At 36.3% G+C, this 24,391-nt stretch carries 20 protein-coding genes; 8 read left to right on the top strand and 12 right to left on the bottom strand.

The genetic code is table 11. The annotated features are described in order from the left end of the window. Positions 1 to 3: 3 nt before the first annotated feature. Complete coding sequence (sbcD, locus tag JM83_RS18000; protein ID WP_144963471.1) at positions 4 to 1,230, bottom strand: exonuclease subunit SbcD; 1,227 nt, start codon at positions 1,228 to 1,230, stop codon at positions 4 to 6. A gap of 422 nt (positions 1,231 to 1,652) precedes the next feature. Between sbcD and JM83_RS17995 the strand changes: the two genes are divergently transcribed. Then, complete coding sequence (locus JM83_RS17995) at positions 1,653 to 2,207, top strand: hypothetical protein (RefSeq protein ID WP_144963470.1); 555 nt, start codon at positions 1,653 to 1,655, stop codon at positions 2,205 to 2,207. 503 nt (positions 2,208 to 2,710) lie between these two features. Here JM83_RS17995 and JM83_RS17990 read toward each other — a convergent pair. Further along, complete coding sequence (locus JM83_RS17990; protein WP_144963469.1) at positions 2,711 to 3,820, bottom strand: sensor histidine kinase; 1,110 nt, start codon at positions 3,818 to 3,820, stop codon at positions 2,711 to 2,713. A gap of 1 nt (position 3,821) precedes the next feature. After that, the gene (locus JM83_RS17985) at positions 3,822 to 4,586 is read right to left on the bottom strand and encodes a LytR/AlgR family response regulator transcription factor (protein ID WP_144963468.1); all 765 of its coding nucleotides are present in this window, start codon (positions 4,584 to 4,586) and stop codon (positions 3,822 to 3,824) included. 635 nt (positions 4,587 to 5,221) lie between these two features. Between JM83_RS17985 and serA the strand changes: the two genes are divergently transcribed. The 3 genes from serA to der all read left to right on the top strand — a co-directional run bounded on the left by serA (position 5,222) and on the right by der (position 10,851). Continuing rightward, on the top strand, positions 5,222 to 7,114 hold the full coding sequence (gene serA / locus JM83_RS17980; RefSeq protein ID WP_144963467.1) for a phosphoglycerate dehydrogenase: 1,893 nt from the start codon (positions 5,222 to 5,224) through the stop codon (positions 7,112 to 7,114). 105 nt (positions 7,115 to 7,219) lie between these two features. Continuing rightward, positions 7,220 to 8,797 carry an NADP-dependent glyceraldehyde-3-phosphate dehydrogenase gene (locus tag JM83_RS17975; RefSeq protein ID WP_144963466.1) on the top strand — a complete coding sequence of 526 codons (1,578 nt, stop codon included), beginning with the start codon at positions 7,220 to 7,222 and terminating at the stop codon, positions 8,795 to 8,797. Positions 8,798 to 9,543: 746 nt separating this feature from the next. After that, complete coding sequence (gene der / locus JM83_RS17970) at positions 9,544 to 10,851, top strand: ribosome biogenesis GTPase Der (RefSeq protein WP_144963465.1); 1,308 nt, start codon at positions 9,544 to 9,546, stop codon at positions 10,849 to 10,851. Between the two features lie 285 nt (positions 10,852 to 11,136). Here der and JM83_RS17965 read toward each other — a convergent pair whose 3' ends face one another. From JM83_RS17965 to JM83_RS17945, 5 genes are read right to left on the bottom strand one after another with little or no spacing between them, the layout of a single operon-like run. After that, entirely contained in the window at positions 11,137 to 11,940 is an 804-nt protein-coding gene (locus JM83_RS17965; RefSeq protein ID WP_144963464.1) for a TPM domain-containing protein, read from the bottom strand. Continuing rightward, positions 11,941 to 12,381 (bottom strand): TPM domain-containing protein, encoded by a 441-nt coding sequence (locus JM83_RS17960; RefSeq protein WP_144963463.1) that lies wholly within the window; start codon positions 12,379 to 12,381, stop codon positions 11,941 to 11,943. A gap of 8 nt (positions 12,382 to 12,389) precedes the next feature. Next, complete coding sequence (locus JM83_RS17955; protein WP_144963462.1) at positions 12,390 to 12,989, bottom strand: LemA family protein; 600 nt, start codon at positions 12,987 to 12,989, stop codon at positions 12,390 to 12,392. Position 12,990: 1 nt separating this feature from the next. Next, positions 12,991 to 13,320, bottom strand: coding sequence for a MerR family transcriptional regulator (locus tag JM83_RS17950; protein WP_010231316.1), 330 nt, complete (start codon positions 13,318 to 13,320; stop codon positions 12,991 to 12,993). Next, positions 13,320 to 14,297, bottom strand: coding sequence for a M23 family metallopeptidase (locus JM83_RS17945; protein ID WP_144963461.1), 978 nt, complete (start codon positions 14,295 to 14,297; stop codon positions 13,320 to 13,322). The genes JM83_RS17950 and JM83_RS17945 overlap by 1 nt, the downstream gene beginning before the upstream one ends. A 131-nt stretch (positions 14,298 to 14,428) precedes the next feature. Between JM83_RS17945 and alaS the strand changes: the two genes are divergently transcribed. The 3 genes from alaS (at position 14,429) to JM83_RS17930 (ending at position 19,051) form a co-directional block, all read left to right on the top strand. Beyond that, entirely contained in the window at positions 14,429 to 17,044 is a 2,616-nt protein-coding gene (gene alaS / locus JM83_RS17940) for an alanine--tRNA ligase (protein WP_144963460.1), read from the top strand. Between the two features lie 38 nt (positions 17,045 to 17,082). Beyond that, positions 17,083 to 18,060, top strand: a complete 978-nt coding sequence (locus JM83_RS17935; protein WP_144963459.1) for a GSCFA domain-containing protein — start codon at positions 17,083 to 17,085, stop codon at positions 18,058 to 18,060. Between the two features lie 376 nt (positions 18,061 to 18,436). Beyond that, positions 18,437 to 19,051, top strand: coding sequence for a DUF4230 domain-containing protein (locus tag JM83_RS17930; protein WP_144963458.1), 615 nt, complete (start codon positions 18,437 to 18,439; stop codon positions 19,049 to 19,051). A 91-nt stretch (positions 19,052 to 19,142) separates the two neighbouring features. On the opposite strand, the gene JM83_RS17925 is transcribed toward JM83_RS17930, so the two are convergent. The 4 genes from JM83_RS17925 to JM83_RS19230 form a co-directional block, all read right to left on the bottom strand. Then, positions 19,143 to 20,900 carry an aromatic amino acid hydroxylase gene (locus tag JM83_RS17925; RefSeq protein WP_144963457.1) on the bottom strand — a complete coding sequence of 586 codons (1,758 nt, stop codon included), beginning with the start codon at positions 20,898 to 20,900 and terminating at the stop codon, positions 19,143 to 19,145. Between the two features lie 123 nt (positions 20,901 to 21,023). Next, positions 21,024 to 21,566, bottom strand: a complete 543-nt coding sequence (locus JM83_RS17920) for a DUF4136 domain-containing protein (RefSeq protein ID WP_144963456.1) — start codon at positions 21,564 to 21,566, stop codon at positions 21,024 to 21,026. Between the two features lie 27 nt (positions 21,567 to 21,593). Further along, positions 21,594 to 23,633, bottom strand: a complete 2,040-nt coding sequence (locus tag JM83_RS17915; protein WP_144963455.1) for a urocanate hydratase — start codon at positions 23,631 to 23,633, stop codon at positions 21,594 to 21,596. Between the two features lie 207 nt (positions 23,634 to 23,840). After that, positions 23,841 to 24,008, bottom strand: a complete 168-nt coding sequence (locus tag JM83_RS19230; protein WP_186435037.1) for a DUF5522 domain-containing protein — start codon at positions 24,006 to 24,008, stop codon at positions 23,841 to 23,843. Positions 24,009 to 24,040: 32 nt separating this feature from the next. On the opposite strand from JM83_RS19230, the gene JM83_RS17910 reads away from it, so the two are divergent. Then, positions 24,041 to 24,367, top strand: a complete 327-nt coding sequence (locus JM83_RS17910) for a hypothetical protein (protein ID WP_144963454.1) — start codon at positions 24,041 to 24,043, stop codon at positions 24,365 to 24,367. Positions 24,368 to 24,391: the final 24 nt, after the last annotated feature.

Here is a 24,391-nt window from a genome sequence, read left to right as displayed (position 1 = left end):
GAGCTAGATTTGTTTTGAAGATTCTGTGGCATGCACTTCTTCCAACAGTTCATCGAAAGCACTTAAAATATCGTTTTTCATCTCCTCGTTATATTCTTGTTTGGCAATTAGCTCTAAAAAAACATCCCGAGGTTTTAGGTCTTCTAGCTGCTGTGAATTTGCGTACAGCTCACTTGCACCTTTTGTTTGATTTAGAAATGTGGCCTTGCTTTTTACAATTTCAAAGCCAGGTTGGTCAAAGAGTTCATTTAATTTATCCAACTCATATATTTTATTGGCATCAAATTGGGTTTCGATCATTTCTAGTTCTATAAGACTATTTAGGGCTTCATTACTTTCCAGCACCAATAATTTTGAGTTTAATTCTGAAAGCGTTCCGCTTATTTTCAATAGTTTCCTAAAAACAGGAATAGGAATACTTTCTGGGATCCAAGCTTTTTCGGTATCAAGTATGAGCACCCTTTTTTCATCTTTGCGTTCACTAAAAGAAAGCGGAATTGGGGAACCGCTATAATACGTGGGAACTGGTGCGTTAACTTTTTGGGGTTTATGAATATGGCCTAAGGCGATATAATTGAAGAAATCTCCAAATTGAGAAGCATGGAAGGCCGCTTGATTTCCTATTTGGATATCGCGCTCGCTTTCTGAGGTTTCTACCCCGGCAGCATATAAATGTCCCATTGCCAAAGCTGGAATATCGGGAAATTTTGTTTTACAAATTTCAGCAGCGCCTAAAAATGTGTTTTGGATCCCCATTCTAATAACTTCCAATCTATCCTCATAAGTGTTTCCTTCACCGGCAGAACGCAGATCTGCATCCCGAAGGTAGGGGAGTGCTGCAACTACTAATTCTATTTTTCCTGATTTTCCTTTAACTGGGATAATGCAGTCTTCTAAATTTTTTCGTAAACTTCCAATCACATGCATATCCAGTTCCTTCAAAATTTCCCCGGGCGCGTCCAACATCGCTGGGGAATCATGATTTCCCCCGGTGAGAATGATTTTACAATCTAAATTTCGAAGCTTCAATAAAGCCCTATAATATTGTTTTCTAGCTTCAGAAGAGGGGTTTGCGAGATCGAAGACATCCCCCGAAATGAGTAATAATTCCACCTTGTTTTCCTGGATGCAATTGCACAACCAAATTATAAAAAGATCGAAATCTGGGGAAAGGTCGTGTTTATGCAGCTTTTTACCAATATGCCAATCGGCCGTATGAAGGATTTTCATTCAGAAATAAATTTATTTAACAGGGATGATCAGAATTTTTTTGAGTTTTGAAAATACAATATCTCCCAGAGTGAAACAACTCTAAATGTGAATCTTTTTAAGGAATTGCAAAAGCCGAAGCCTTATTTTTTTATGTTTTATTTGATTTGGGCACACTACTTCATGAAGTAAAGGTCATTATATGTGGGTAAGTGATTAATAATGAACTCTTAAAGGATTGTAAAACGATTCGTTGCAAGGAAAGAGGGTTTGGTGACCATAATTGGGTGGGATGGCATCATTTTAATGAAAGGAGGGGATTAATCCAGTAATTTCGGGTATGTAAAATATGTAAAATTTTATAATTCCAATTAATACAGGATTCGCGGACTGAATTAAAAATGGAAAATAAAAAATGTATTAATCCTTTAAATATTTATCACATGAAAACCCTAATTGTTTTATTACTACTAGTTGGGCTTATAAGTACAAGCCAAGCTCAACAGATCACGGAACTTGAGGAAGCAAAAGTGAATTTTGCCCCTAATGCGGTTAAAATTTCATCTAACCTAGAAAACCATACCTTCATTGTAAAAGAAAGCTTTGCTGGAGAATTTATTAAAAATCCAATAGCATTTATGAAAGAAAACTTTGATATAAAAACCTTTATAACATCTATTGATAATGATGTTTACGACGAATATTTAGTGACTTTTAAGAGCAGCAAAGGTTATTTGGAGGCTAGCTACGACGATGATGGAACTCTTTTAAAAACAAATCAACGTTTTAAAGACATTGTCCTACCTCTTAAGGTACGAAGGGCACTTTATAAAAACCATACTGGCTGGACCATGGTACAAAACAAATACTTGGCCAGTGGTAATGGAGATAGAATAGATAAAGAAGTTTATAAAATTAAAATTGAAAATGGCAATAAAAAACAGCATATACGAATTGACCCTCGGGATATTGGAAATTCCGAAGTTGCCAGCAACTAGGTTATATACCATTGGATACCCTACTATTAGCCAGGAAACCGGGAAACAGCACTATCCAAGTTTCTCGGTTTTTTTATCGTAACTTTTTCAAAGTAACGTTTTACACGAAGGTGTTGATCATAATCTTTTCTTCTCAAACATCTTCTTCGCCATTACATGAATATATAGTTGATCCCCCTTTATTCTGCACCAAATTTTTCAATATAGCTTGATACACTTTATTTGCCCCCAGGTTTAATTGTCAGCAATGTACACCATTCTAAAATAGGCTATTTATCAATGATAGGTTTCAGCAGCAATCAGCAATTAATCAATCAATCAAAGACTATTAAGGGTTTAGGAATAACACGTCCTCTAGACATTGGCCTTAAAGACCTTGTAGATGTAAATGTAATTGGAGTTAATTTGATTTTTTCCACAGCACCTATTTAGGTAGGGGCAAATAAATACTAGACCAACCCTATAGTAATTAAGTAGTTGAATTTTAGTTGTGAGAAACTGATTTAAACTTTAATGGGAAGTTCAATTAGGGTTTCTACCCCGGTGCCATCTTTCTTGTTCCGCATAATGAAACTGTGGGAATCCCCATATAAATTATAAAGACGTTCCTTGAGATTGGATAGTCCTACTCCGCTATTAATCAAGGCTTGAGTGTCTTGAGCAATATGTTTTCCATTGTTTTCCACCATCAATAAAATATGACCATTTTTTTTAAGGACAGCTATTTTTATAGCCAGGTCGGTATGGTTATAAGAATACCCGTGCTTAATGGAATTCTCCACAATGGGTTGAATGATCATGGCAGGAATATTAATGTTCATTAAATCTGGGTCTATATCTTTTTCGATAGTTAAATGATCTGAAAAGCGAACATTTACAATATTCAGAAAATATTCCAGCACTGTTAGCTCCTTATGTAACGGAATAAATTTAGCATCACTATTATAAAGGATTTCCCTTAGGAAGTCACTAAGATCTGCTATGGTGTCCTTTGCTAGCTTGGAATCTATTTCCACCAAGCTGGAAATACTGTTTAAGGTGTTGAACAAGAAATGTGGTTGTAACTGGGAGGTGAGCATTTTCATTCTTGTATTAAGTAGTTGTGCCTCCAACAAGCCTCTTTTTTCCTCTACTTCCCGAATTTGATCTATATAATAATACACATATATTATCAAGATCATGGCAAAATAAATAAGGAAATTAAGGTCTATAACATACATAAAACTGGTGAGGTTGTCCCGCCAGTTTAGATCGCTAAATCTAAGCTCTCCCATTATCACGCTATATAAAATAACAACCAATCTAATTATAACGCCTATAAATAGGGAAAGCAATAAATGCAATAAAAAGATCTTCTTCCAAGGCACTTTTTTAACTATCAATCTTTTAGTGCTAATGGCAATTAATGTCATGAAAGCAATAATTATCACCCAATCCACCAGGTAACCATGTACGATGATTTCCCACATGTTGTATTTAACCTCCTCATATACATAGGCACGCATGTAAAGCGTTTTGGAGATAAAAACGATATAAAAGAGGGTGTAGAAGCCAGCTAGTAGTAAAATTAGTTTACCATCTACGTATTTTTTCTTAAGGTTTACTAAGTTCATTTTAAATTCCTAGTTGAAGTAAAAAACCCTTTTTATTGGATTTGCTTACCCGTATTAATTTATTGTCCTTCATTCTCACATCCATTTCAGAATAATCTGAGTGGACTATTTCCTGAATATAATTGATGTTCACTATTGCAGATCTATGGATTCTGAAGAAAATTTTCTGATTTAATATTTTTATTAATTTTTTCAATGATTCTCTTAGCACATATTTGTTTTCTTCGGTATAGATCTCGGCATAATAGCCGGAGGCGCAGATATATTTTATTTTAGAAGGATCCAAAAGAATAGTGCGGTGTCCCTGTTTTACAGGTAACCTGCTTCCTGCTTCTTTGGCCTCCTTTTTTTCTTCGTTCAATTTGAAAAATTCCTTCATCTTCTTTTCAAAGTTGAGGTCGATCTCCGGCTGAGATAGATTAAGCAATTTATCTATGGTTTTATAAAAACGCTCATCGCGATAGGGTTTTAGAAGAAAATCGAAAGCCTCATAATCGAAAGCTTTTAAAGCATAATGATCATAAGCAGTTACAAAAACAATAATTGGTTTTGGAGTGATCGCTACCTTTTGCAATACCTCAAAACCATTCATGTCTTTCATGTTAATATCCAGAAAAACAAGATCCGGTTTAAGCTCATTGATCCTTTGTATAGCGGTCTTCCCATTGGAACATTCCTCTACAACCCTAATTTTTTCTACGGTGGAGAGAAGGTTCAATATTCGTTTTCTAGCTAATGTTTCGTCATCTACTATAAGTGCTTTCATAATTTATGATAATAAACATCTCCTGCAATTTAATCAATTAATAGTTTTAATTTTTTATAACGGAAACCATTTACATCAGCATACTGGAGTTTCAATGCAGAAAGAGGATGCCTTGGATATTTATATTGGGTGCTCACTTATATTTCTTCAGATTAGGGATTGGATTGGGAAAGAAAAAGAATAATACATTAGTGCAATTATAAAAACATATATTCTTTAGAAAAAGAAAGAACAAAGTAGGCAAGAGAAACCTCCATTTAATTTATAGAAGGCAGGGTGGCACTATGAAACTTGGTCTACTAAAAACAAGAAGAATTTTTGAATTGAGCTGTTTTATAAAATTTTCATCCATCAAGTGTGTTTTATTAGCCGTCGAACTATAACAGCTTTCTGTTTTTGTTTCTCAAAAAATCGCTTGAAATATTTCATTAGTGGTATTATCGAAAACCTATTTTTAATCCTTCTAATTATTAATTCCACATTTATACAAACCTTAATTTATGGTTTTCATAATTAGATGTTCCAGAATTGATTTTCAATTCTTTTCATTATATTTTTTAGGGTTACACACCTTTATTTACTTTGAAAAATAGTAGTTTTAGGCAGTCTAAAACAAACTTTAGAAATTGCGATTTATGGAGAATAAAAAAAATTATGTAATAGATTTTGATAGTACTTTCACGCAGGTTGAAGCCCTGGATATATTGGGCGAGATCTCCTTAAATGGCGATTCTAAAAAGGCTGAAAAATTACAGGAACTTAAATCACTTACAGATCGCGGAATGGATGGCGGACTTTCATTTAGAGAATCGCTTAGCAAACGTATAGAATTACTGAATGCAAAAAAACAGCATTTGGAGCCTCTCATAGAAACATTGAAAACGAGAATTTCCACATCTTTTGTTAGGAATGAAGCTTTCCTAGCAGATAATAAGGAGAATATTTATATTATTTCCAATGGTTTTAAGGATTTTATAATCCCAATTGTCGAAGAGCTAGGGCTTAAAGCATCCCATGTTTTTGCCAACGATTTTGTGTTCGATGATGCCGAAAATATTATTGGTTTCGATAAGGAAAATGTACTTTCTTCCAATAACGGAAAGGTGGAACAGCTAAAATCCATGGATCTTCAAGGAGATGTGTATGTAATTGGCGATGGATATACAGATTATGAAATTAAAGCCGCAGGACTAGCAAATAAGTTCTATGCCTTTACAGAAAATGTGGAAAGAGATAGCGTCTTGGAAAAAGCCGATCATATTACACCCAGTCTGGATGAATTTTTATATGTGCATAAAATGAATAAAGCTATTTCTTATCCTAAAAACAGGATCAAGGTGATGCTATTGGAAAATATTCACCAGGATGCATTAAAAATATTAAAAAATGAAGGCTATAATGTTTCCATTTATGGGGGAGCGATGGACGAAGAGGAATTGTCAGAAAAAATTAAAGATGTTTCAGTATTGGGAATTCGTTCCAAAACGCAGCTTACCAAGAAAGTCTTAGACAATGCAAATCGATTGATAGCAGTTGGGGCTTTTTGTATTGGGACCAATCAAATAGACCTGGACGAATGTCTGGTAAAAGGCGTGGCTGTTTTTAACGCTCCTTATAGCAATACGAGATCGGTAGTAGAGTTAGCAATAGGTGAAATTATTCTCTTAATGCGAAACCTTCCAGATAAAATTTCTAAAATGCATGATGGGCAATGGGATAAATCTGCAAATAATAGTTTTGAGATCCGCGGAAAAAAATTGGGGATTGTAGGATATGGAAATATAGGATCTCAGCTTTCCATTCTTGCTGAAGCCATTGGATTCGATGTATATTATTTCGATTTGGTTGAAAAGTTGGCTTTAGGAAATGCAACTAAATGCAGTAGCCTAGAGGAATTATTGAAAATATCCGATATTGTTAGTCTTCACGTAGACGGAAGAAAAGAGAATAAAAATATTATTTCTGAAAAGCAGTTTCAGCAAATGAAGGATGGTGTGATCTTTTTGAATTTAAGCAGGGGTCATGTAGTGGAAATTGAAGCTCTTCAGCAACATATAGAATCTGGAAAGGTTAGGGGAGCAGGAGTAGATGTTTTCCCTGAAGAGCCAAAAACAAACAAAGATACTTTCGAGTCTTCTCTAAGAAACTTGCCCAATGTGATCTTAACTCCACATATTGGGGGTAGCACAGAGGAAGCTCAGGTAAATATCGGGAATTTTGTTCCAGGGAAAATAATAGAATATATAAACACAGGAGGAACAACGAACTCAGTGAATTTTCCCAATCTACAATTACCTATTTTAGAGAATGCACATAGATTGATTCATATTCACTTAAATAGGCCGGGAATCATCGCCAAGATCAATAAAATATTGGCGGCCCATGATATTAATATTGTTGGGCAATATCTTAAAACCAATGAAACCATTGGATATGTTATTACAGATATCGATAAGGCATACGATAGTGAAGTGATCAAGGAGTTAAAGGGGATAGAAAACACTATAAAGTTCAGGATTTTATATTAGCCTATTAGCCCGGGGGTAGAGATTAAAAATCATTAATTCAGGGCATATTAATAGTAGACGTATCACTCCGCTTTATAAATTAAATGTTTAAAAAACCAATTAGAAATGGATTACTCAACTGATTTTCAAATAAAAGAACTATTGCACCAGCAAACCTATCTTTCCAATGGGGAATTAAAATCATGGAAGGGCAAGAAAGATGAGGTATACTCCACTATTTCATCTTCCGAAGAATATAAACCTACTTTATTGGGGAGCGTTCCGCACATGGATGAGGCTACTGCTGTGGAGGTATTGGATTTCGCTTGTGATGCCTATGGCAAAGGACAGGGGATTTGGCCAACAATGAAGGTGGCAGATAGGATTGAATGTATGGAAAAGTTCGTTTCCCTCATGAAACCAAAACGTGCTGAAGTGGTAAAACTGTTGATGTGGGAAATTGGAAAATCATTGCCCGATTCTGAGAAGGAATTTGATAGAACTATAGAATATATAAATGATACTATTGAGGATTATAAGCAACTGGATAGGAACAGTGCCAAGTTTTCCAAACGCGATGGGGTAAATGCACACATTCGGCGAGGACCTTTGGGGGTCGTACTTTGTCTGGGACCTTATAATTATCCTTTAAATGAAACCTTTGCTTTATTAATTCCCGCTTTAATTATGGGGAACACCGTTATTTTTAAACCGGCAAAGCATGGGGTCTTGCTCATTTCCCCCTTGTTGGAGGCGTTTAGGGACAGTTTTCCAAAAGGAGCCGTAAATGTTATTTATGGAAGGGGTAGGGAAGTGGCTGCTCCTATCATGAAATCGGGAAGAATAGATGTATTGGCTTTAATAGGAAACAGCAAATCGGCCATCGCATTGCAGGATCAGCATCCCCATAAAAACAGGTTGAGACTTGTGTTGGGATTGGAAGCAAAAAACCCTGCAATAATACTGCCGGATGCAGATTTGGACCTTACTATAGATGAATGTATTTCTGGTACATTGTCCTTTAATGGACAGCGTTGTACTGCCTTAAAAATTATCTATATACATGAGGATATCCAGGAAGAATTCAATAAGCGTTTTGCTGCTCGTGTAGATACTTTAAAATTAGGAAATCCATGGGAAGAGGGTGCTAAACTTACCCCTTTGCCAGAGCCGGACAAACCACAATATATACAAGATCTTATAAAAGATGCCCAAGAAAAAGGTGCTTCTATCTTGAATAAAAAAGGAGGTGAGATCACTGATAATTTTATCTTTCCTGCGGTGTTATTTCCAGTAACCCACGAAATGAGGGTATATAAAGAAGAGCAATTCGGACCTGTTATTCCTCTAAAACCCTTTAATGATATTCAGGAATTATTAAATGAAATTTCAAATTCCAATTACGGACAACAAATAAGTTTATTTGGCAGTGATATCAATGAACTTGCCCCGCTTATCGATACCTTGGTCAACTTGGTGTGCCGTGTAAATTTAAACAGTTCCTGCCAGCGAGGTCCCGATGTTTTTCCATTTACCGGCCGTAAGGATTCGGCCGTAGGGACTTTAAGCGTGCATGATGCGTTGCGCTCCTTCTCCATCCGCACTTTTGTGGCATCCAAGGATAACGCCTACAACAATGAGATATTGAAAAAATTACTGGAATCCAAAACCTCTAATTTTGTGAGCACAGAATATATTTTATAAATAAGAAATCTTATTGCAAACTTTATTTGGTTCGAGTTGATATTTCGGGGAGCCTTGCTTCCCCCTTTTTTTGCTTGTATAAAATTTGATAAAGGTCAGTAGATATTTTCATATAAAATTTATAGCGAGTTTGTTATACAGAAACCAAGGTAAAATAAATGTATATCCGAAAAGTGTCATAAAATAACGTCATTCTGAACTTGTTTCAGCATCCCATCAGCTTATATAAAAACCACGTCAATTTCCTGCGCTAAATTTTTTTTTTCTTACGGGTCTACCATTGACGTATTTTGAATACTTTGTCATCCCGACGCTAGAAGGGATCTCTAGTTAAATTGATTCTGTTTTATTGAGATTCTTCAGTCCACTGCGTTTCCTTCAGAATGACAATCCTTTTTTATTGTCTTTCCCACCTAGGAGATAGCTGCTCTGAGATCCTTTAACAGGCTAAATTTGAGGTAATTTTTAAACACGTCATTTCCTACGCTAGATATTTTTTATCACGGGTCTCAGGGTGACCAAACAACTATAGGACAATAAACGGATATACAATATAAATGATTTTAAATATTCAATATTTCAATAGTAGATAAAAAATAGAATTAACATAGGTAGCTATTTATCAATCCCTAAAATTCAATATTCATACGAAACCCGCAAACCATACATATTTGATATTGCCGTTTTACGGTGTTATTCAACTAAAAAACCCTAATTTTGCAGCCTAATTAAAGATTATAGTCGATATGGGCAATATAGTAGCCATTGTGGGAAGACCAAACGTAGGTAAATCCACTTTTTTTAACCGATTGATTCAACGCCGGGAGGCAATTGTGGATTCGCTAAGTGGGGTAACCCGGGACCGTCATTATGGGAAATCCGACTGGAATGGACAGGTATTTTCCCTTATTGATACTGGTGGGTACGTGAAGGGCAGTGATGATGTTTTCGAATCTGAAATCGATAAGCAGGTAGTACTTGCTATAGAGGAGGCAGATGCAATAATTTTTATGGTAGATGTAGAATCTGGGATCACGGGAATGGATGAGGATGTTGCCAATTTGCTTAGAAAACAAGATAAACCTGTGTTGTTAGCCGTTAATAAAGTAGATAACTCCAAACGACTGGAAAATGCAGTCGAATTCTACAATTTAGGATTGGGAGAATTCTATCCAATTGCGAGTACAAGTGGAAGCGGTACGGGAGAATTATTGGATGCGTTAATCGAGGTATTGCCAGAAGTAGAAGATGAAGAGGAGTCAGAATTACCACGTTTTGCTGTAGTTGGAAGACCAAATGCAGGGAAATCTTCTTTCATTAATGCCTTGATAGGGGAAGAGCGATACATTGTGACCGATGTTGCCGGAACTACCAGAGATTCAATAGACACAAAATTTAATAGATACGGATTCGAATTTAATTTGGTGGATACAGCCGGAATTAGAAGAAAATCCAAAGTTAAAGAAGATTTGGAATTTTATTCTGTAATGAGATCTGTGAGGGCTATAGAAAACTGTGATGTATGTCTTATTGTTTTAGACGCCACCAGAGGTTTTGACGGGCAAGTACAAAATATTTTCTGGCTTGCACAACGTAACAGAAAAGGGATCGTGATCTTGGTTAATAAATGGGATTTGGTTGAAGATAAAGAAACCAATACCATGAAAGAGTATGAGCGCAGAATTAGAAAGGAAATAGAGCCATTTACAGATGTGCCAATTGTATTTATTTCGGTATTGACTAAGCAAAGAATCTTTAAGGCGATAGAAACTGCGGTTGAAGTATTTAAAAACCGAAGCAAGAAAATTAAAACAAGCGAGCTTAATGAGCGCATGTTGCCAATTATAGAAAGTTATCCTCCCCCGGCGTGGAAAGGAAAATATGTAAAGATCAAATTCTGTATGCAATTGCCAACCCCGCAGCCACAGTTTGCATTTTTCTGTAATCTCCCGCAATATGTGAGGGATCCCTACAAGCGTTATTTGGAAAATAAACTAAGGGAAGAGTACGACTTTACAGGAGTTCCTATTTCTGTTTATTTCAGAAAGAAATAATTCCCTCATTGAGGGTCTAAACATAAAAATCCCAAGAGAATTTATTCTTTTGGGATTTTTTGTATTTATAATTTTGTCACCTTGAGTCCAGTGAAGAAAAGATTTATTTAGTCTAGTAATTCATGTACTAAGATGCTGAAACAAGTTCAGCATGACGGCAATTATAATACCTAGCTTCGTCACCCTGAACTTGTTTCAGGGTCTATTTTACGCAAATAATTATAAATATATCAATGATAGTTTGTCGAAGAATTTACAGTTTTACTCACTACTCACTTCTCAAAACTACCAGCTGCCGCCGGCACCGCCACCACCAAAGCCGCCACCACCAAAGCCGCCGCCAAATCCACCGCCGCCGCCAAAACTTCCTCCTCCAGAGCTTCCACCACCAAAACCACCTCTTCCAAGACTGCTTAAAATAATGGCATCCAATAAAATGCTTCCCATTCCGCCTCTGCTTCCGGGGCCTCCTTTGTTGTTTCGGTTCTTTTTTGCCAAGGAAATAAGGAAAATAATGAAGAAGATCCCTATCACAATCAAATTGATTGGGATCCCTGAAGATTTATTATCTCGTACAGGTGAACCTTCAAAAGTGCCATTCAATACTTGAAATATTGCGGTAGTTCCTTGATCCAAGCCACCATAAAAGTTTCCGTTCTTAAATTCAGGCAGAATAATGTTTTCTATAATGTCTTTTGTGGTAAAATCGGTTAAATATTCTTCAAGTCCATAACCCGTGGTAATCCAGATTTTTCGATCTGTTTTGGAAAGCAAGATCAGTAATCCGTTATCTTCCTTAGCTTGGCCAATTCCCCATTCCTGTGCCCATTTTGGGGCATATAGCCCAATATATTCTCCATTTAAGGATTCTATAGTGGCTATTACAATTTGTGTTGAAGTGGTATCGGCATAATTAATTAGTTTCTGTTCCAGTAGTTGCTCTTCAGAAGGAGTAAGCATATCTGCAAAATCATAAATGCTGGTCTCTTTTTTTGGTTTAGGTGGCACTTCCAATTGTGCGACAGCATCAATTGAAAATGACAGCAAAAACAAAAGAGTTATTAGAAATGAAAATTTAGAATTCAGCATTTATCCTTTAGATATTGTATTGGGAAGTTCATTAATATCATCTTCGCTCCAAGGAAAATGTGTTTGCAATTCTTTTCCAGCTTTTAAGATCCCGTCTATTAAGCCTTGTTTGAAATTGCCAGCTTTAAATCGTGCAACAATAGCGTCTTTCGTGCTTTCCCAAAAATCTGTTGGAACTACCTCGTTAATACCTTTATCGCCATAAATCACAAAATCGCGATCTTCCACAGCAACATAAATAAGAACTCCATTCTCTTCTTTGGTATTATGCATTTTTAAGAGATGAAAAACTTCCATGGCGCGTTCAAAAATATCTTTGGCACCATGGGTTTTTTCTATGTGTACCCGTATTTCTCCTGAAGTAGCTTTTTCGGCCGTTCTAATCGCCTCCACAATTTCCTCTTCCTCCTGTTTGGTCAAAAAATCTTCAATTTTACTCATCTTAAGATCTATTTAAAATCGAAATCTACATCTGGAGCATTTTCAGATCCTGCATCGGCTTCGTACCTCACCATTTGGTCAAACCCAAACCAACCTGCAAAAATAGTATTAGGGAATTGTCTTATATACTTGTTGAATTCAGTAACAGAGGCGTTATAGCGATCCCTGGCAACATTAATCCTATTTTCTGTTCCTTCTAATTGGGATTGTAACTGAAGGAAATTCTGGTTCGCTTTAAGATCCGGGTATCGCTCTACTGTTACCAAAAGCCTTGATAATGCTGAAGAAACCCCACTTTGTGCCTGTTGGAACTGAGCCATTTGCTCTGGGGTAATATTTGTTGGATCCACAGTAACTTGCGTGGCCTTAGATCTTGCTTCTATAACATCTGTAAGTGTTCCTCTTTCAAAATCTGCAGCACCTTGTACTGTCTTTACCAAGTTGCCAATAAGATCGTTTCTTCGTTGATAAGAACTTTCCACATTGGACCAAGATTCCCTGGCATCTTCCTGTTTTACAATTGCTGTGTTGTTAAAACCTACGGTGGTACTGTAAATAATAATACCTAAGACAATAATTACAATTGTCGGGATAAGCCACTTTTTCATGTTATAGTTGGTTTTTGATTTTTGTTAGTTCAGATTTTATAGTCTGTAGTTTTCTAATAATTTCAAAGTTACTAAGAGTTTTCTTCTTTTCTTCCTTTAAATGAATTTTTGCGCCTTCCAATGTAAAACCGCGCTCCTTTACCAAATGATAAATAAGTTCCAGGTTTTTGATGTCTTGAGGAGTAAATAACCGGTTGCCTTTGGCATTTTTTTTTGGTTTTAGGGCATCGAACTCTTTTTCCCAAAACCTTATAAGAGACGTGTTAACCCCAAAAGCTTCAGCAACTTCGCCTATAGCATAATATCTTTTTTCCGGTAAGTCTATATGCATTAATCCAGGGATTGGTTTTCTTGTTGCGCTTTAATAAGTACTTGGTCGAATTCTTCAGGAGAAAGATTTCCGTAGTAAAAGTTAATAGGGTTTATTCGGTCTTCATTCATAAAGATCTCATAGTGCAAATGCGGTGCTTCGGATCGCCCGGTACTACCTACAAATCCAATAACATCACCTCGTTGCACTTTTTGGCCTTTGCGCACATTGTATTTATATAGGTGAGCGTACAAGCTGGTATATCCATAGCCATGGTCTATTCTTATATGATTTCCATATCCTGTAGATCTATTATCTGCCCGATCTACAACCCCATCCCCCGTTGCATAGACCGGGGTGCCCCTTGGTGCAGAAAAGTCCATTCCATAATGGAATTTTTTCACCTTGGTAAATGGGTCGTTCCTCCATCCGTACCCGGAAGCAATACGTTTTAAATTTTCGTTTTTAACAGGTTGGATGGCAGGTATGGCTGCTAGTAATTTTTCTTTTTCTTCAGCAAGAACCGCAATTTCATCCAAAGATTTAGACTGTACCACAATTTGTTTGGTAAGGATATCCATCCTTTTATTGGTTTCAGTAATCAACTTGGAATTTTCGTAACCTTCCAAATTTTTATAACGGTTAATCCCTCCAAAACCTGCTTTGCGTTGCTCTTCCGGGATGGGGTTGGACTCAAAATACAATCTATAGATATTATTGTCCCTGTCCTCTACATTGGCAAGTACGTTCTCAATCTGATCCATTTTTTTATTTACAATATTGTACTGCAATTGCATGTTTTGCAGTTCTCGTTTAAGAGCCATTTCCTTGGGAGTTTCAATTTGTGGAATATTCATGTAGATAACCAATAAAATAAAACCTGCAAGAAAAGACCCCGCAACTCCAATAAGGGCAAAACCGAATTTCCTTCCACTTTTATGCTCTATTTTTTTGTAGGAAAGTGTGTCACTATCGTAATAATATTTAACCTTCGACATATATTAAATTTATGCTATTTTTGCGAGTATATAATCATGCAAAAATCATGCAATGGGTAATGAGTAACGAACAAATATAAAAATTGTTTTCTCACCCTCCAATTAATTAATTATTTGACTTTTTTCAGTATATGACTTCTCAAGAGATACGTTCTACATACCTCGAATTTTTTCAATCTAAATCCCATGAAATTGTTGCTTCTGCTCCAATGGTCATTCAGGACGATCCAACCTTGATGTTCACCAACGCAGGAATGAACCAATTTAAGGAATATTTTCTAGGAAATACCGTGCCAAAACATAATAGAATCACAGATACTCAAAAATGTCTTCGGGTTAGTGGAAAACACAATGATTTGGAGGAGGTGGGAATGGACACTTATCATCACACCATGTTCGAGATGCTGGGAAATTGGAGTTTTGGGGATTATTTTAAAAAGGAAGCGATTCATTGGGCATGGGAACTTTTAACAGAGGTGTTCAAAATAAAAAAAGATATATTATATGTGTCTGTTTTTGAAGGATCTTCAGATGGTGATAATCTGGGACTGGATGAAGAAGCATACAACCTTTGGAAAAATATAGTGCCCAAAGACAGAATTATCCTCGGAAACAAAAAAGACAATTTCTGGGAAATGGGAGATCAAGGCCCATGTGGCCCAAGTTCCGAAATCCATGTGGATCTAAGAAGCGAAGAAGAAAAGGCTAAAGTTGCCGGAAGAGACCTTGTCAATGCCGATCATCCCCAGGTTGTGGAAATCTGGAATCTTGTTTTTATGGAGTTTAACCGAAAAGCAGATGGGTCTTTAGAGAAATTGCCAGCCCAACATGTGGATACAGGAATGGGATTCGAACGTTTGTGCATGGTGCTTCAAAATAAAAAATCTAATTACGACACCGATGTTTTTACACCTTTAATAGCAACTATTGAAAAGGTCACCAATTCCAAATACGGAAATTCAGAAAAAACAGATATCGCAATTCGAGTAATTGCAGATCACCTGCGTGCAGTTGCATTTTCCATAGCAGATGGTCAATTGCCCAGCAATACCGGTGCGGGATATGTGATAAGACGTATTTTAAGAAGAGCTATTAGGTACGGATTTACCTTCTTGAACACCAAAGAGCCATTTATCCATAAATTGGTCGCTACTTTAAGCGAGCAGATGGGGGAAGCTTTCCCGGAGTTATTGGCACAGAAATCTTTAATTGAAAATGTGATTAGAGAAGAGGAGCAATCATTCTTGAGGACATTGGATCAAGGTTTAATTTTACTTGAAAAGATTATAGATGAAACCGAAGGCAAAGTGGTTTCTGGAAAAAAAGCATTCGAGCTTTTTGATACCTTTGGTTTTCCAATAGATCTTACCGCACTTATATTAAGAGAACGAGGATTTAGTTTAGATGAACCTGAATTCAATGCGGAATTGAAGCAACAAAAAGATAGGTCCAGAGCAGCATCTGTAGTTACTGCCGGGGATTGGACCGTTCGTGGAAAAGAAGAGGAAGTTCCTTTTGTGGGATATGATGTTGTGGAGTCGCCTGTGGAAATTACCAGACATAGAAAGGTGGATAGCAAGAAAGACGGTCAACTATATCAGATTGTATTGAATAAAACCCCATTTTATCCTGAAGGCGGTGGCCAAGTAGGCGATAAGGGTTTTCTTTTAAGTTTGAACGCTGAAAAGATTGAGGTTATTGATACTAAAAAAGAAAATAACTTAATTGTTCATTTTACCAAAACCTTGCCTAAAGACTTAACAGGTTTACTTATGGCGAAGGTAGATGTTACGAAAAGAAGAAGGACTGAAGCCAATCATACCGCAACCCATTTGCTACATCAAGCTTTAAGACATGTTTTAGGAACTCATGTAGAGCAAAAAGGTTCTATGGTGAATCAGGATTATTTAAGATTCGATTTTTCCCACTTCAGCAAACTCACTCAAGAGGAATTAAAAAAAGTAGAACATTTTGTGAATTCAAGGATCCAAGAGCAAATTGCGCTGAATGAGCAACGTGATTTAACTTACGATGAGGCTTTAGAGCAAGGAGCGATAGCCTTATTCGGAGAGAAATATGGGGATTCTGTAAGAGCCATAAAATTCGAAAATTCTATAGAGCTTTGTGGGGGAACCCATGTTAAAAACACGGCAGAGATCTGGTATTTCAAAATCGTTTCAGAAGGTGCTGTTGCGGCAGGAATAAGAAGGATCGAAGCAATTACGGGAGATGCCGTAAAATCTTACTTTACTGAGCAAACCACAATTTTGAATGAAATTTCAGCAGAACTAAAGAACACTAAAAATCCGCTGAAGGCTATTCAAAATATTCAGGAAGAGAATGCTAATTTAAAGAAACAATTGGACGCTTTATTAAGAGAAAAGGCAAAAGACTTGAAAGGGGAATTGCAAAAAGAATTAACCGAAATTGATGGGGTTTCTTTTCTGGCCAAAAAAGTAGATCTGGATGCTGGCGGAATAAAAGACCTTGCGTTTCAGCTTGGTGAAAATAATGATAATTTATTTTTATTATTGGCCGCAGAAAATGGCGGAAAGGCTTTACTGTCATGCTATATTTCTAAGGAATTGGTAAAACAAAAGAATCTAGATGCCGGTAAAGTTGTTAGGGAACTAGGAAAGTATATCCAAGGCGGGGGTGGCGGACAGCCATTCTTTGCAACAGCTGGTGGCAAGAACCCACACGGAATTGCAGAAGCTTTGGAAAATGCAAAGAGCTTTATAGAATAAACAGCTTTTACAAAATAGGAGCAGAAGAACCAAGAAAAATGAAATTCAGGACATCTGTACCAATTATAGAACAAGGACCTAAAATAGATCATACTTCCAAGATCTTATTAGTAGGTTCTTGTTTTGTTGAAAATATAGGGAAGAAACTGGATTATTATCAATTTCAGAATCTTCGAAACCCTTTTGGGATCTTGTACCATCCTGGAGCTATTTATAACTTTACTAAAAAAGTTGCTAGCAACTATAAATATGAAGAGAAAGATGTGTTTTTTCATAATGAACAGTGGCATTGTTTTGATGCACATTCCTGTTTAAATTCATCTACTAAAGATGCGTTGCTGTTTAAATTGAACGAAGGTCTAAAAGAGACACGTTATTTTATAGAAAATACTACCCATGTTATATTCACTTTTGGAACTTCTTGGTATTATAAAGATGTGAAATCGAACCTTCCTGTGGCTAATTGCCATAAAATGGATCAGAAAAATTTTAAAAAAGAACTATTATCTATTAAAGAAATTGTTAATTATATTAACAGTGTATGTCAAGACTTATTAACAATTAATTCGGGGCTCAAGGTGCTTTTTACCGTTTCCCCGGTACGTCATCTTAAAGATGGGTTTATCGAAAATCAACGAAGCAAGGCAAATCTAATTACTGGGATTCATCAATTTTTAGAATCGGAAAAAATCAAGGATTCAGGCACGTATTTCTACTTTCCGGCTTATGAAATCATGTTCGACGAATTAAGGGATTACAGGTTTTATGCAGAAGATATGATCCACCCCAATTCCCAAGCAATAGCCTATATCTGGTCGCTGTTTACAGATGCTTGGATAGCTAAAAGTGCTTCAGGATTGTTTAATTCTATAGAGAAAATACATAAGGCTTTAGCTCATAAGCCTTTCAATAAAAATTCAGAAAAACATCAGATTTTTTTAAAAGACCTGGATAAAAAAATCAAAAACATCAGTAAGAAAATTCCTCTAAATAATTTCAAAAGATCTTCTTTATAATTTTATTCTCCATAATACGAGCTCCCTAGATTCAAAATTTCAATAAATAAATATTAAAATGTTAACAACTTAGTAATAAGTTAAGCGTTAAATGCTTGATTTACATAAATTTATCTTAAAAATTTTTATTCAAAGTATTGTTTCAATATTTTTTTTTCGTACTTTTATTTAAGTTTTGAAGGTAAAAGCATCTTTCATTTTGTGGGATTTGCTTTGAATTTGAGACTTAGTTTCTAAAATTTGTTGGGGTAGATTTTAGAATTATTAGCTAATGGACGGGTGGGGCCGTCCATTGGTTTTTTTATGTCTTTCTATCCCCTTTTTTTAATTTAATAGCAACTAAACATATTTGTATCTTGCGTCCAAAGTTTTGGACATGAGAAAAGTTTTATTGTTGGTGGTTTTGGTAATTATTGGGTTTATTGCGTATCAATATTTCGATGATAAACAAAAAGATAGGGACCAGCTAATTGAAAGTACAGGTCTAATTGAAAAACAAATCAAGAACGTAGGCAAATTGGTGGTCACCGAAGGAAATTTTGCTCAAGTATTTTCCTATAAAGACTCTAAAAAGTTCTATTTGGATGTGCTTTCTGCTCGAAAAAAAGCATTGATCATTGTGAATGCAGATGTAAGTATTGCCTATGATCTAAGCAAATTGCAAACAGAAGTAGATCCAAAAACAAAAACGGTTACTATAACCTATATTCCAGAAGGAGAAATTTCCATCAATCCAAATATTCAATATTACGATGTTACCCAAGATTACCTCAATCAGTTTGAAGCAGAGGATTATAACAATATCCAGAAGAAAATACAAAAGTCTTTAAAAGAGAAAATAGAAAAGTCGACCCTTAAGTCCAATGCAAAAAACAGATTGATAAGTGAGCTTCAAAAGATTTATATTTTAACCAACACCATGGGATGGACATTGGAATACAATGGTAACCAAATTGAAAGTTCTGATGCGATGGAATCCTTGCAATTATAATTCATAATCATTGGGCCCATAAAAGATAAAAGGCCGCTGCGTTCAAATAAGAACAAAGACCTGACTGTAGCTCTTGCTAAACAATCTGGTTTTAATCCAGTACTAGATCATTCTCAATCAATCCCAATCCGCCATCAATTAAATGGGCGACATCTGGCCTACGGATTTTTAATTTATCAAGATGTTCTTTGACCTCTTTTGCAAGTTTTGGATCTTGATGAAATATTAGTTCGTAAATTTCTACGGAAAGTAGCCAATCATTGGAATGGTATTTTTTAACCAGATCGAATATTGCCTGAACTGAAAATTTTGCATTGTTCCCTTCTCTGATATTTCTTACAGATTCATAAAGGGTTTCCAGTTCTAACTTCTCCTCATTCTTTTTGCTCTTAATGGTTGTGCTAGAGGGGGTGTGGGTTATAAGATCGAAGGATAAAGGGTCTGCAGGGCCTGCAAATGCTGAAATTATATTTTTTCCTATCGCCATATCGTAATGTCCCCAGTCTGGTTGAAACAATATTTCCTCGCCATGTAGAACCGTACAATCTTTTAGCCTAATAAGGATAATTTTGCCTTGTAAATTTCGAGTTCCTGTAACAATGGTTCCACTAACTTTTATATTTCCTTCAAATTCGAATGAAATCTTCTCTTCTTCATAAATATCGTAAGCTCTAAGATCACGCGGACTCATATCTTCTATAGCAAGGTTGATTCCTGTTAATTGCCCAATAGGAGACCCAAAACCAGCAGGATGATTCTGTACACTATGGCCTACGAGTTCTTTCCCTCTATAGGATAAAGCTGTTTTTCCTGTAATTTGAAAATAAACCGGTTTATTGCCTGATTCTATCACTTTAGTGAAATCTCCCGAAATCTGCAAACCAGTGCTTAATTCGATTGTTCCTAAAATTTTAGAGTTAATAAGCTTATTTATCCCCTCCAAACCTCCACGTCTTAACGCCATGGAATTGGCAAATTCTTCTAAAACGCTGCTTAAATGAGCAAAATCTGGAGTTACATATAATTGAGGCTGTGGTTTGGTAATATCAAACTCTTGCTGAGCGGCCTCAATGGAATATGGTTTTTTCTTCACCTTGTCGGTCATGCACCAAGCACTTTCACCTATAGAAGATAATAATCCTGCTCCATAAATCTTAGGATTTTCAACGGTTCCAATAAGCCCGTATTCTACAGTCCACCAGTGAAGATTTCTAATTTGGGCCATTTCACTTGGAGCTCCCATATTGTTTTGTAAATATGCTACTTTTTCTTCTGCCGCTTTTATTTCATCTTCTGGAGTCTCTTCCGCTTCCTTAATTATGGACAAATGCCTAATGGCTTCATACATTTCATAATCTTTTGCACTGGAAATCGCTTTACAACCTATCTCACCAAATCTTCGCAGGTATTCGGCATACTCCGGGTTTGCAATAATAGGCGCATGCCCCGCTCCTTCATGTATAATATCGGGTGCCGGAGTGTATTCTATATGATCTATTTGTCGAATATCGCTAGCAATTACCAATACATTATAAGCTTGGAATTCCATGAATGCAGCGGGTGGAATAAATCCATCTACGGCAACTGCTGCCCAACCAATCTCTTGAAGGATCCTGTTCATCCCATACATATTGGGGATATGATCTATGGATATTCCAGTTTGCTTTAAACCTTCCAGATAGGATTTGTGGGCCACTTTACTTAGATATTCTACATTTTTACGCATTACATATCTCCAAACCGCCTGATTTATAGCACTATATTCGCTATAGTCCTGAGGTTTAATAAATTGCTTTAGATGGGCAGGAAGCTTCTCTAAAATTTCATTGGATTCAATTTTTTCTAACATAGTGGGTGCCTCATTAAATATGAGTATAAATATACGAAACAGGAAAGTAATTATATAGCGTTTGCTTATTTCCCAAAAATGCTGAACAATAAAAAAGCCTCCAATTTGGAGGCTTTTAATTAACTATTTCATTTGTCCGGGAGGATATTTTTCAAAGATTTTCTCTACAATCTCGCTAATCCTTTCCTGTTTTTTATTTACTTCTTTTGCAAGCGCTGCGGTACCCATTCCTTGCCATACCAATTCTTTACCTTCAGAATCTATAAGATCTATATATAGCGTTCCTTCACTGGTAGTGTTAACAGTATTGTATCCTGCTCCCCAGTACCAAGGATACCATCCCCAACCATAGCCATATCCGTAGCTATTATTCTGATAGATATTGATATTTTCTTTAGTCTTAGTGAAAATACTAACTAATAAATCTGGTTCTTCGGATTTCGTGAAGCCTTTCGATATCATTTCCTCCTCTATGGCACGTAAAATCCTTTTTTTATCTAAGTCTGAAATATCCGCTTTGTCTATTCCGGGCTTAAAAAACGCGAAACTTTTGTACTGATTAAAATCCACTTTCTGATCATAATCTGATGCTACCTTAACTGTACTGCATGAAGTCATACCAACAGCTAACAACAATAGCACGGCTGTAATTTTAAAGAATTTCATAAATCAAGTTTTAAATGGTTTGTGTCTCTATTCTGAAAACAGCGCATCGTCTACAAGATTTGGGAGTGTGACCTTAAGTTTTGGTTCTTGCTCCATCGCACGTTTTACAGAAAAAATTGCTTCCTTATTTCGTGCCCAAGAACGTCTAGCCAATCCATTATTTACATCCCAAAAAAGCATAGATTTTAAGCGGTTTTCCGCTTCTACAGTACCATCAAGAACCATACCGAAACCTCCATTTATCACCTCTCCCCAGCCAACTCCTCCACCGTTGTGGATGCTCACCCAGGTAGCTCCCCTAAAGCTATCTCCTATCACATTTTGGATAGCCATATCTGCTGTGAATCTTGAGCCATCATAAATATTTGAGGTCTCTCTAAAAGGGGAATCTGTTCCCGAAACATCATGATGATCTCTCCCTAAAACAACAGTGCCTATTTTATTTTCGGCAATAGCTTTATTGAAAGCTTTAGCAATTTCTGTTCTCCCAACTGCATCAGCATAGAGTATTCTAGCTTTAGAGCCAACCACCAAATTATTGGCTTTCGCATTTTTGATCCATTTTATATTATCAGATAGTTGCGATTGGATCTCTTCTGGAGCTTCCAGTTTTAATTTTTCTAAAACATCTGTAGCTATTTGGTCTGTCTTGTCTAGATCTTCCTGTAAGCCAGAGGCACAAACCCATCTAAAAGGTCCAAATCCATAATCAAAACACATAGGCCCCATAATATCTTGTACATAAGAAGGATAAGCAAAAGCCGCATTTTCCAGATCTGTCTCTTTAAATGTTTTAGAATTTACAAACTCACCCTTATTATTTTTATAGATATTGGCACCTGCTCTAGAGGCCTCTAATAAAAAGGCATTGCCATAATCGAAGAAATAAGTTCCTTTTTTGGTGTGTTTGTTAATTGCTGTCGTTTGCCTGCATAAACTTTCCTGGACTTTAATTTTAAATTCCTCAGGATCGTTGGCCATCATGTCATTCGATTCTTCAAGACTCATCCCTGCAGGATAATAACCCCCAGCCCAAGGATTATGTAAAGATGTTTGATCGCTTCCCAGGTCTACAAACAGGTCTTCTTCATCAAAATGTTCCCATACATCTACAATATTCCCTTGATAAGCGATGGAAACCACTTCCTTGTTTTGCTTGGCTAGATTTACTCTATTGGTTAATTCGTTAAGATCTGTGCAAACTTCATCTACCCAACCTTGGGAATGCCTTGTATGAACCGCTTTTGGGTTTATTTCGGCACAAACGGTGATACAGCCAGCGATATTTCCCGCTTTTGGTTGCGCACCACTCATTCCTCCCAAACCAGAGGTTATAAAAACCTTCCCTGCCAGATCCTCCTTGTTTTTTGCTATTTTTCGCCCCGCATTTAAAACGGTGATCGTAGTGCCATGAACAATTCCCTGTGGTCCAATATACATGAAGCTTCCGGCAGTCATTTGACCATATTGGGTTACGCCCAACGCATTGAATTTTTCCCAGTGGTCTGGCTGCGAATAATTCGGGATCATCATTCCGTTGGTTACTACCACTCGCGGAGCATTTGTATTTGATGGGAATAGCCCCATAGGATGCCCAGAGTAAATCACCAAGGTCTGGTCATCTTCCATTTGTGCCAGATACTTCATCACTAATAGGTATTGCGCCCAGTTCTGAAATACAGCTCCGTTTCCACCATAAGTAATTAGCTCTTCAGGATGTTGGGCAACTTTGGGATCCAGGTTATTCTGAATCATCAACATGATTGCTCTCGCCTGCAAACAGGATCCTGGGTATTCCTCTACCGGCCTAGCATAAATATCATAAGTCGGTTTAAATCTAAACATATAGATCCTTCCGTAGGTTTCCAATTCTTCTTTAAATTCAGCTATTAAAGTAGTATGATGTTCAGGATCAAAATATCTTAAGGCATTCCTTAGGGCAAGATTTTTTTCTTCAGCATTTAAAATTTCTTTTCTTTTCGGGGCATGATTTACAGAGGGATCATAGGTTCTCTTCTCTGGTAATGTTGAAGGAATTCCCTGTAGGATAAGATCTTTAAAATTCATGAATGGGCTATTTTATATTGATTTAATATTGAATTCTTTATATTTATCCGCTATTCATCTTAATTGTTCTTTCGTCACCCTGAATTTATTTCAGGGTCTCAATTTTACATTGATTTACATGGTAATGAGATTCTAAAACAAGTTCAGAATGACGTTCTTTTTCAATATAGGGCCTTTGCGGACAAACAAAATTATTTTTTACAAAAATTACAAAGAATTCGTTTTCATATTATATCCATAAGGACAATGCCTGCAATTACTCTCGCAGCAATATCCCCTTTTTAGATGATATTGCTCTGTAAAACATTTATATCCTTCTGGAGTTAGGTAAAAATCACCTTTTTCTAAAGGGATCTTTTTTGAAAAATTATTCATATCACAAAAATACAAATTCTTAACTTTCGCCAATGATTGTTCTGGTAAACAAATTTCTACTTGCTAAAGGTTTTAATGGGGTTAGCCTATGGCCATTTGTTATATTGAAAAATAAGAGTTTTAAAAATAATCCAGTTTTTCTGAATCATGAAAAGATTCATCTAAAGCAGCAAGCAGAGATGATACTTGTATTTTTCTATTTATGGTACGGGATTGAATTTGTGATTAGATTGCTACAGTATAAAAATAGGTTTTTGGCCTACCGAAATATATCTTTTGAAAAGGAAGCTTATATAAATGAGTTGAACATGAATTATATAAGATCTAGAGGATTCTGGAGTTTTTTGAAATACCTATAATCTCTTCAAAAATTGGTAGCTGTT

The sequence above is a fragment of the Gillisia sp. Hel_I_86 genome (genome assembly GCF_007827275.1).
In the GTDB taxonomy this organism is placed as follows: Bacteria; Bacteroidota; Bacteroidia; order Flavobacteriales; family Flavobacteriaceae; genus Gillisia.
The sequence above is the reverse complement of the archived record's forward strand: the minus strand, read 5'-3'. Positions and strand labels throughout refer to the sequence as shown.

Excerpts from the sequence above, each read along its gene's own strand:
- sbcD (WP_144963471.1), bottom strand. The coding sequence starts at position 1,230 with ATGAAAATCCTTCATACGGCCGATTGGCATATTGGTAAAAAGCTGCAT.
- JM83_RS17995 (WP_144963470.1), top strand. The coding sequence starts at position 1,653 with ATGAAAACCCTAATTGTTTTATTACTACTAGTTGGGCTTATAAGTACA.
- JM83_RS17990 (WP_144963469.1), bottom strand. The coding sequence starts at position 3,820 with ATGAACTTAGTAAACCTTAAGAAAAAATACGTAGATGGTAAACTAATT.
- JM83_RS17985 (WP_144963468.1), bottom strand. The coding sequence starts at position 4,586 with ATGAAAGCACTTATAGTAGATGACGAAACATTAGCTAGAAAACGAATA.
- serA (WP_144963467.1), top strand. The coding sequence starts at position 5,222 with ATGGAGAATAAAAAAAATTATGTAATAGATTTTGATAGTACTTTCACG.
- JM83_RS17975 (WP_144963466.1), top strand. The coding sequence starts at position 7,220 with ATGGATTACTCAACTGATTTTCAAATAAAAGAACTATTGCACCAGCAA.
- der (WP_144963465.1), top strand. The coding sequence starts at position 9,544 with ATGGGCAATATAGTAGCCATTGTGGGAAGACCAAACGTAGGTAAATCC.
- JM83_RS17965 (WP_144963464.1), bottom strand. The coding sequence starts at position 11,940 with ATGCTGAATTCTAAATTTTCATTTCTAATAACTCTTTTGTTTTTGCTG.
- JM83_RS17960 (WP_144963463.1), bottom strand. The coding sequence starts at position 12,381 with ATGAGTAAAATTGAAGATTTTTTGACCAAACAGGAGGAAGAGGAAATT.
- JM83_RS17955 (WP_144963462.1), bottom strand. The coding sequence starts at position 12,989 with ATGAAAAAGTGGCTTATCCCGACAATTGTAATTATTGTCTTAGGTATT.
- JM83_RS17950 (WP_010231316.1), bottom strand. The coding sequence starts at position 13,320 with ATGCATATAGACTTACCGGAAAAAAGATATTATGCTATAGGCGAAGTT.
- JM83_RS17945 (WP_144963461.1), bottom strand. The coding sequence starts at position 14,297 with ATGTCGAAGGTTAAATATTATTACGATAGTGACACACTTTCCTACAAA.
- alaS (WP_144963460.1), top strand. The coding sequence starts at position 14,429 with ATGACTTCTCAAGAGATACGTTCTACATACCTCGAATTTTTTCAATCT.
- JM83_RS17935 (WP_144963459.1), top strand. The coding sequence starts at position 17,083 with ATGAAATTCAGGACATCTGTACCAATTATAGAACAAGGACCTAAAATA.
- JM83_RS17930 (WP_144963458.1), top strand. The coding sequence starts at position 18,437 with ATGAGAAAAGTTTTATTGTTGGTGGTTTTGGTAATTATTGGGTTTATT.
- JM83_RS17925 (WP_144963457.1), bottom strand. The coding sequence starts at position 20,900 with ATGTTAGAAAAAATTGAATCCAATGAAATTTTAGAGAAGCTTCCTGCC.
- JM83_RS17920 (WP_144963456.1), bottom strand. The coding sequence starts at position 21,566 with ATGAAATTCTTTAAAATTACAGCCGTGCTATTGTTGTTAGCTGTTGGT.
- JM83_RS17915 (WP_144963455.1), bottom strand. The coding sequence starts at position 23,633 with ATGAATTTTAAAGATCTTATCCTACAGGGAATTCCTTCAACATTACCA.
- JM83_RS19230 (WP_186435037.1), bottom strand. The coding sequence starts at position 24,008 with ATGAATAATTTTTCAAAAAAGATCCCTTTAGAAAAAGGTGATTTTTAC.
- JM83_RS17910 (WP_144963454.1), top strand. The coding sequence starts at position 24,041 with ATGATTGTTCTGGTAAACAAATTTCTACTTGCTAAAGGTTTTAATGGG.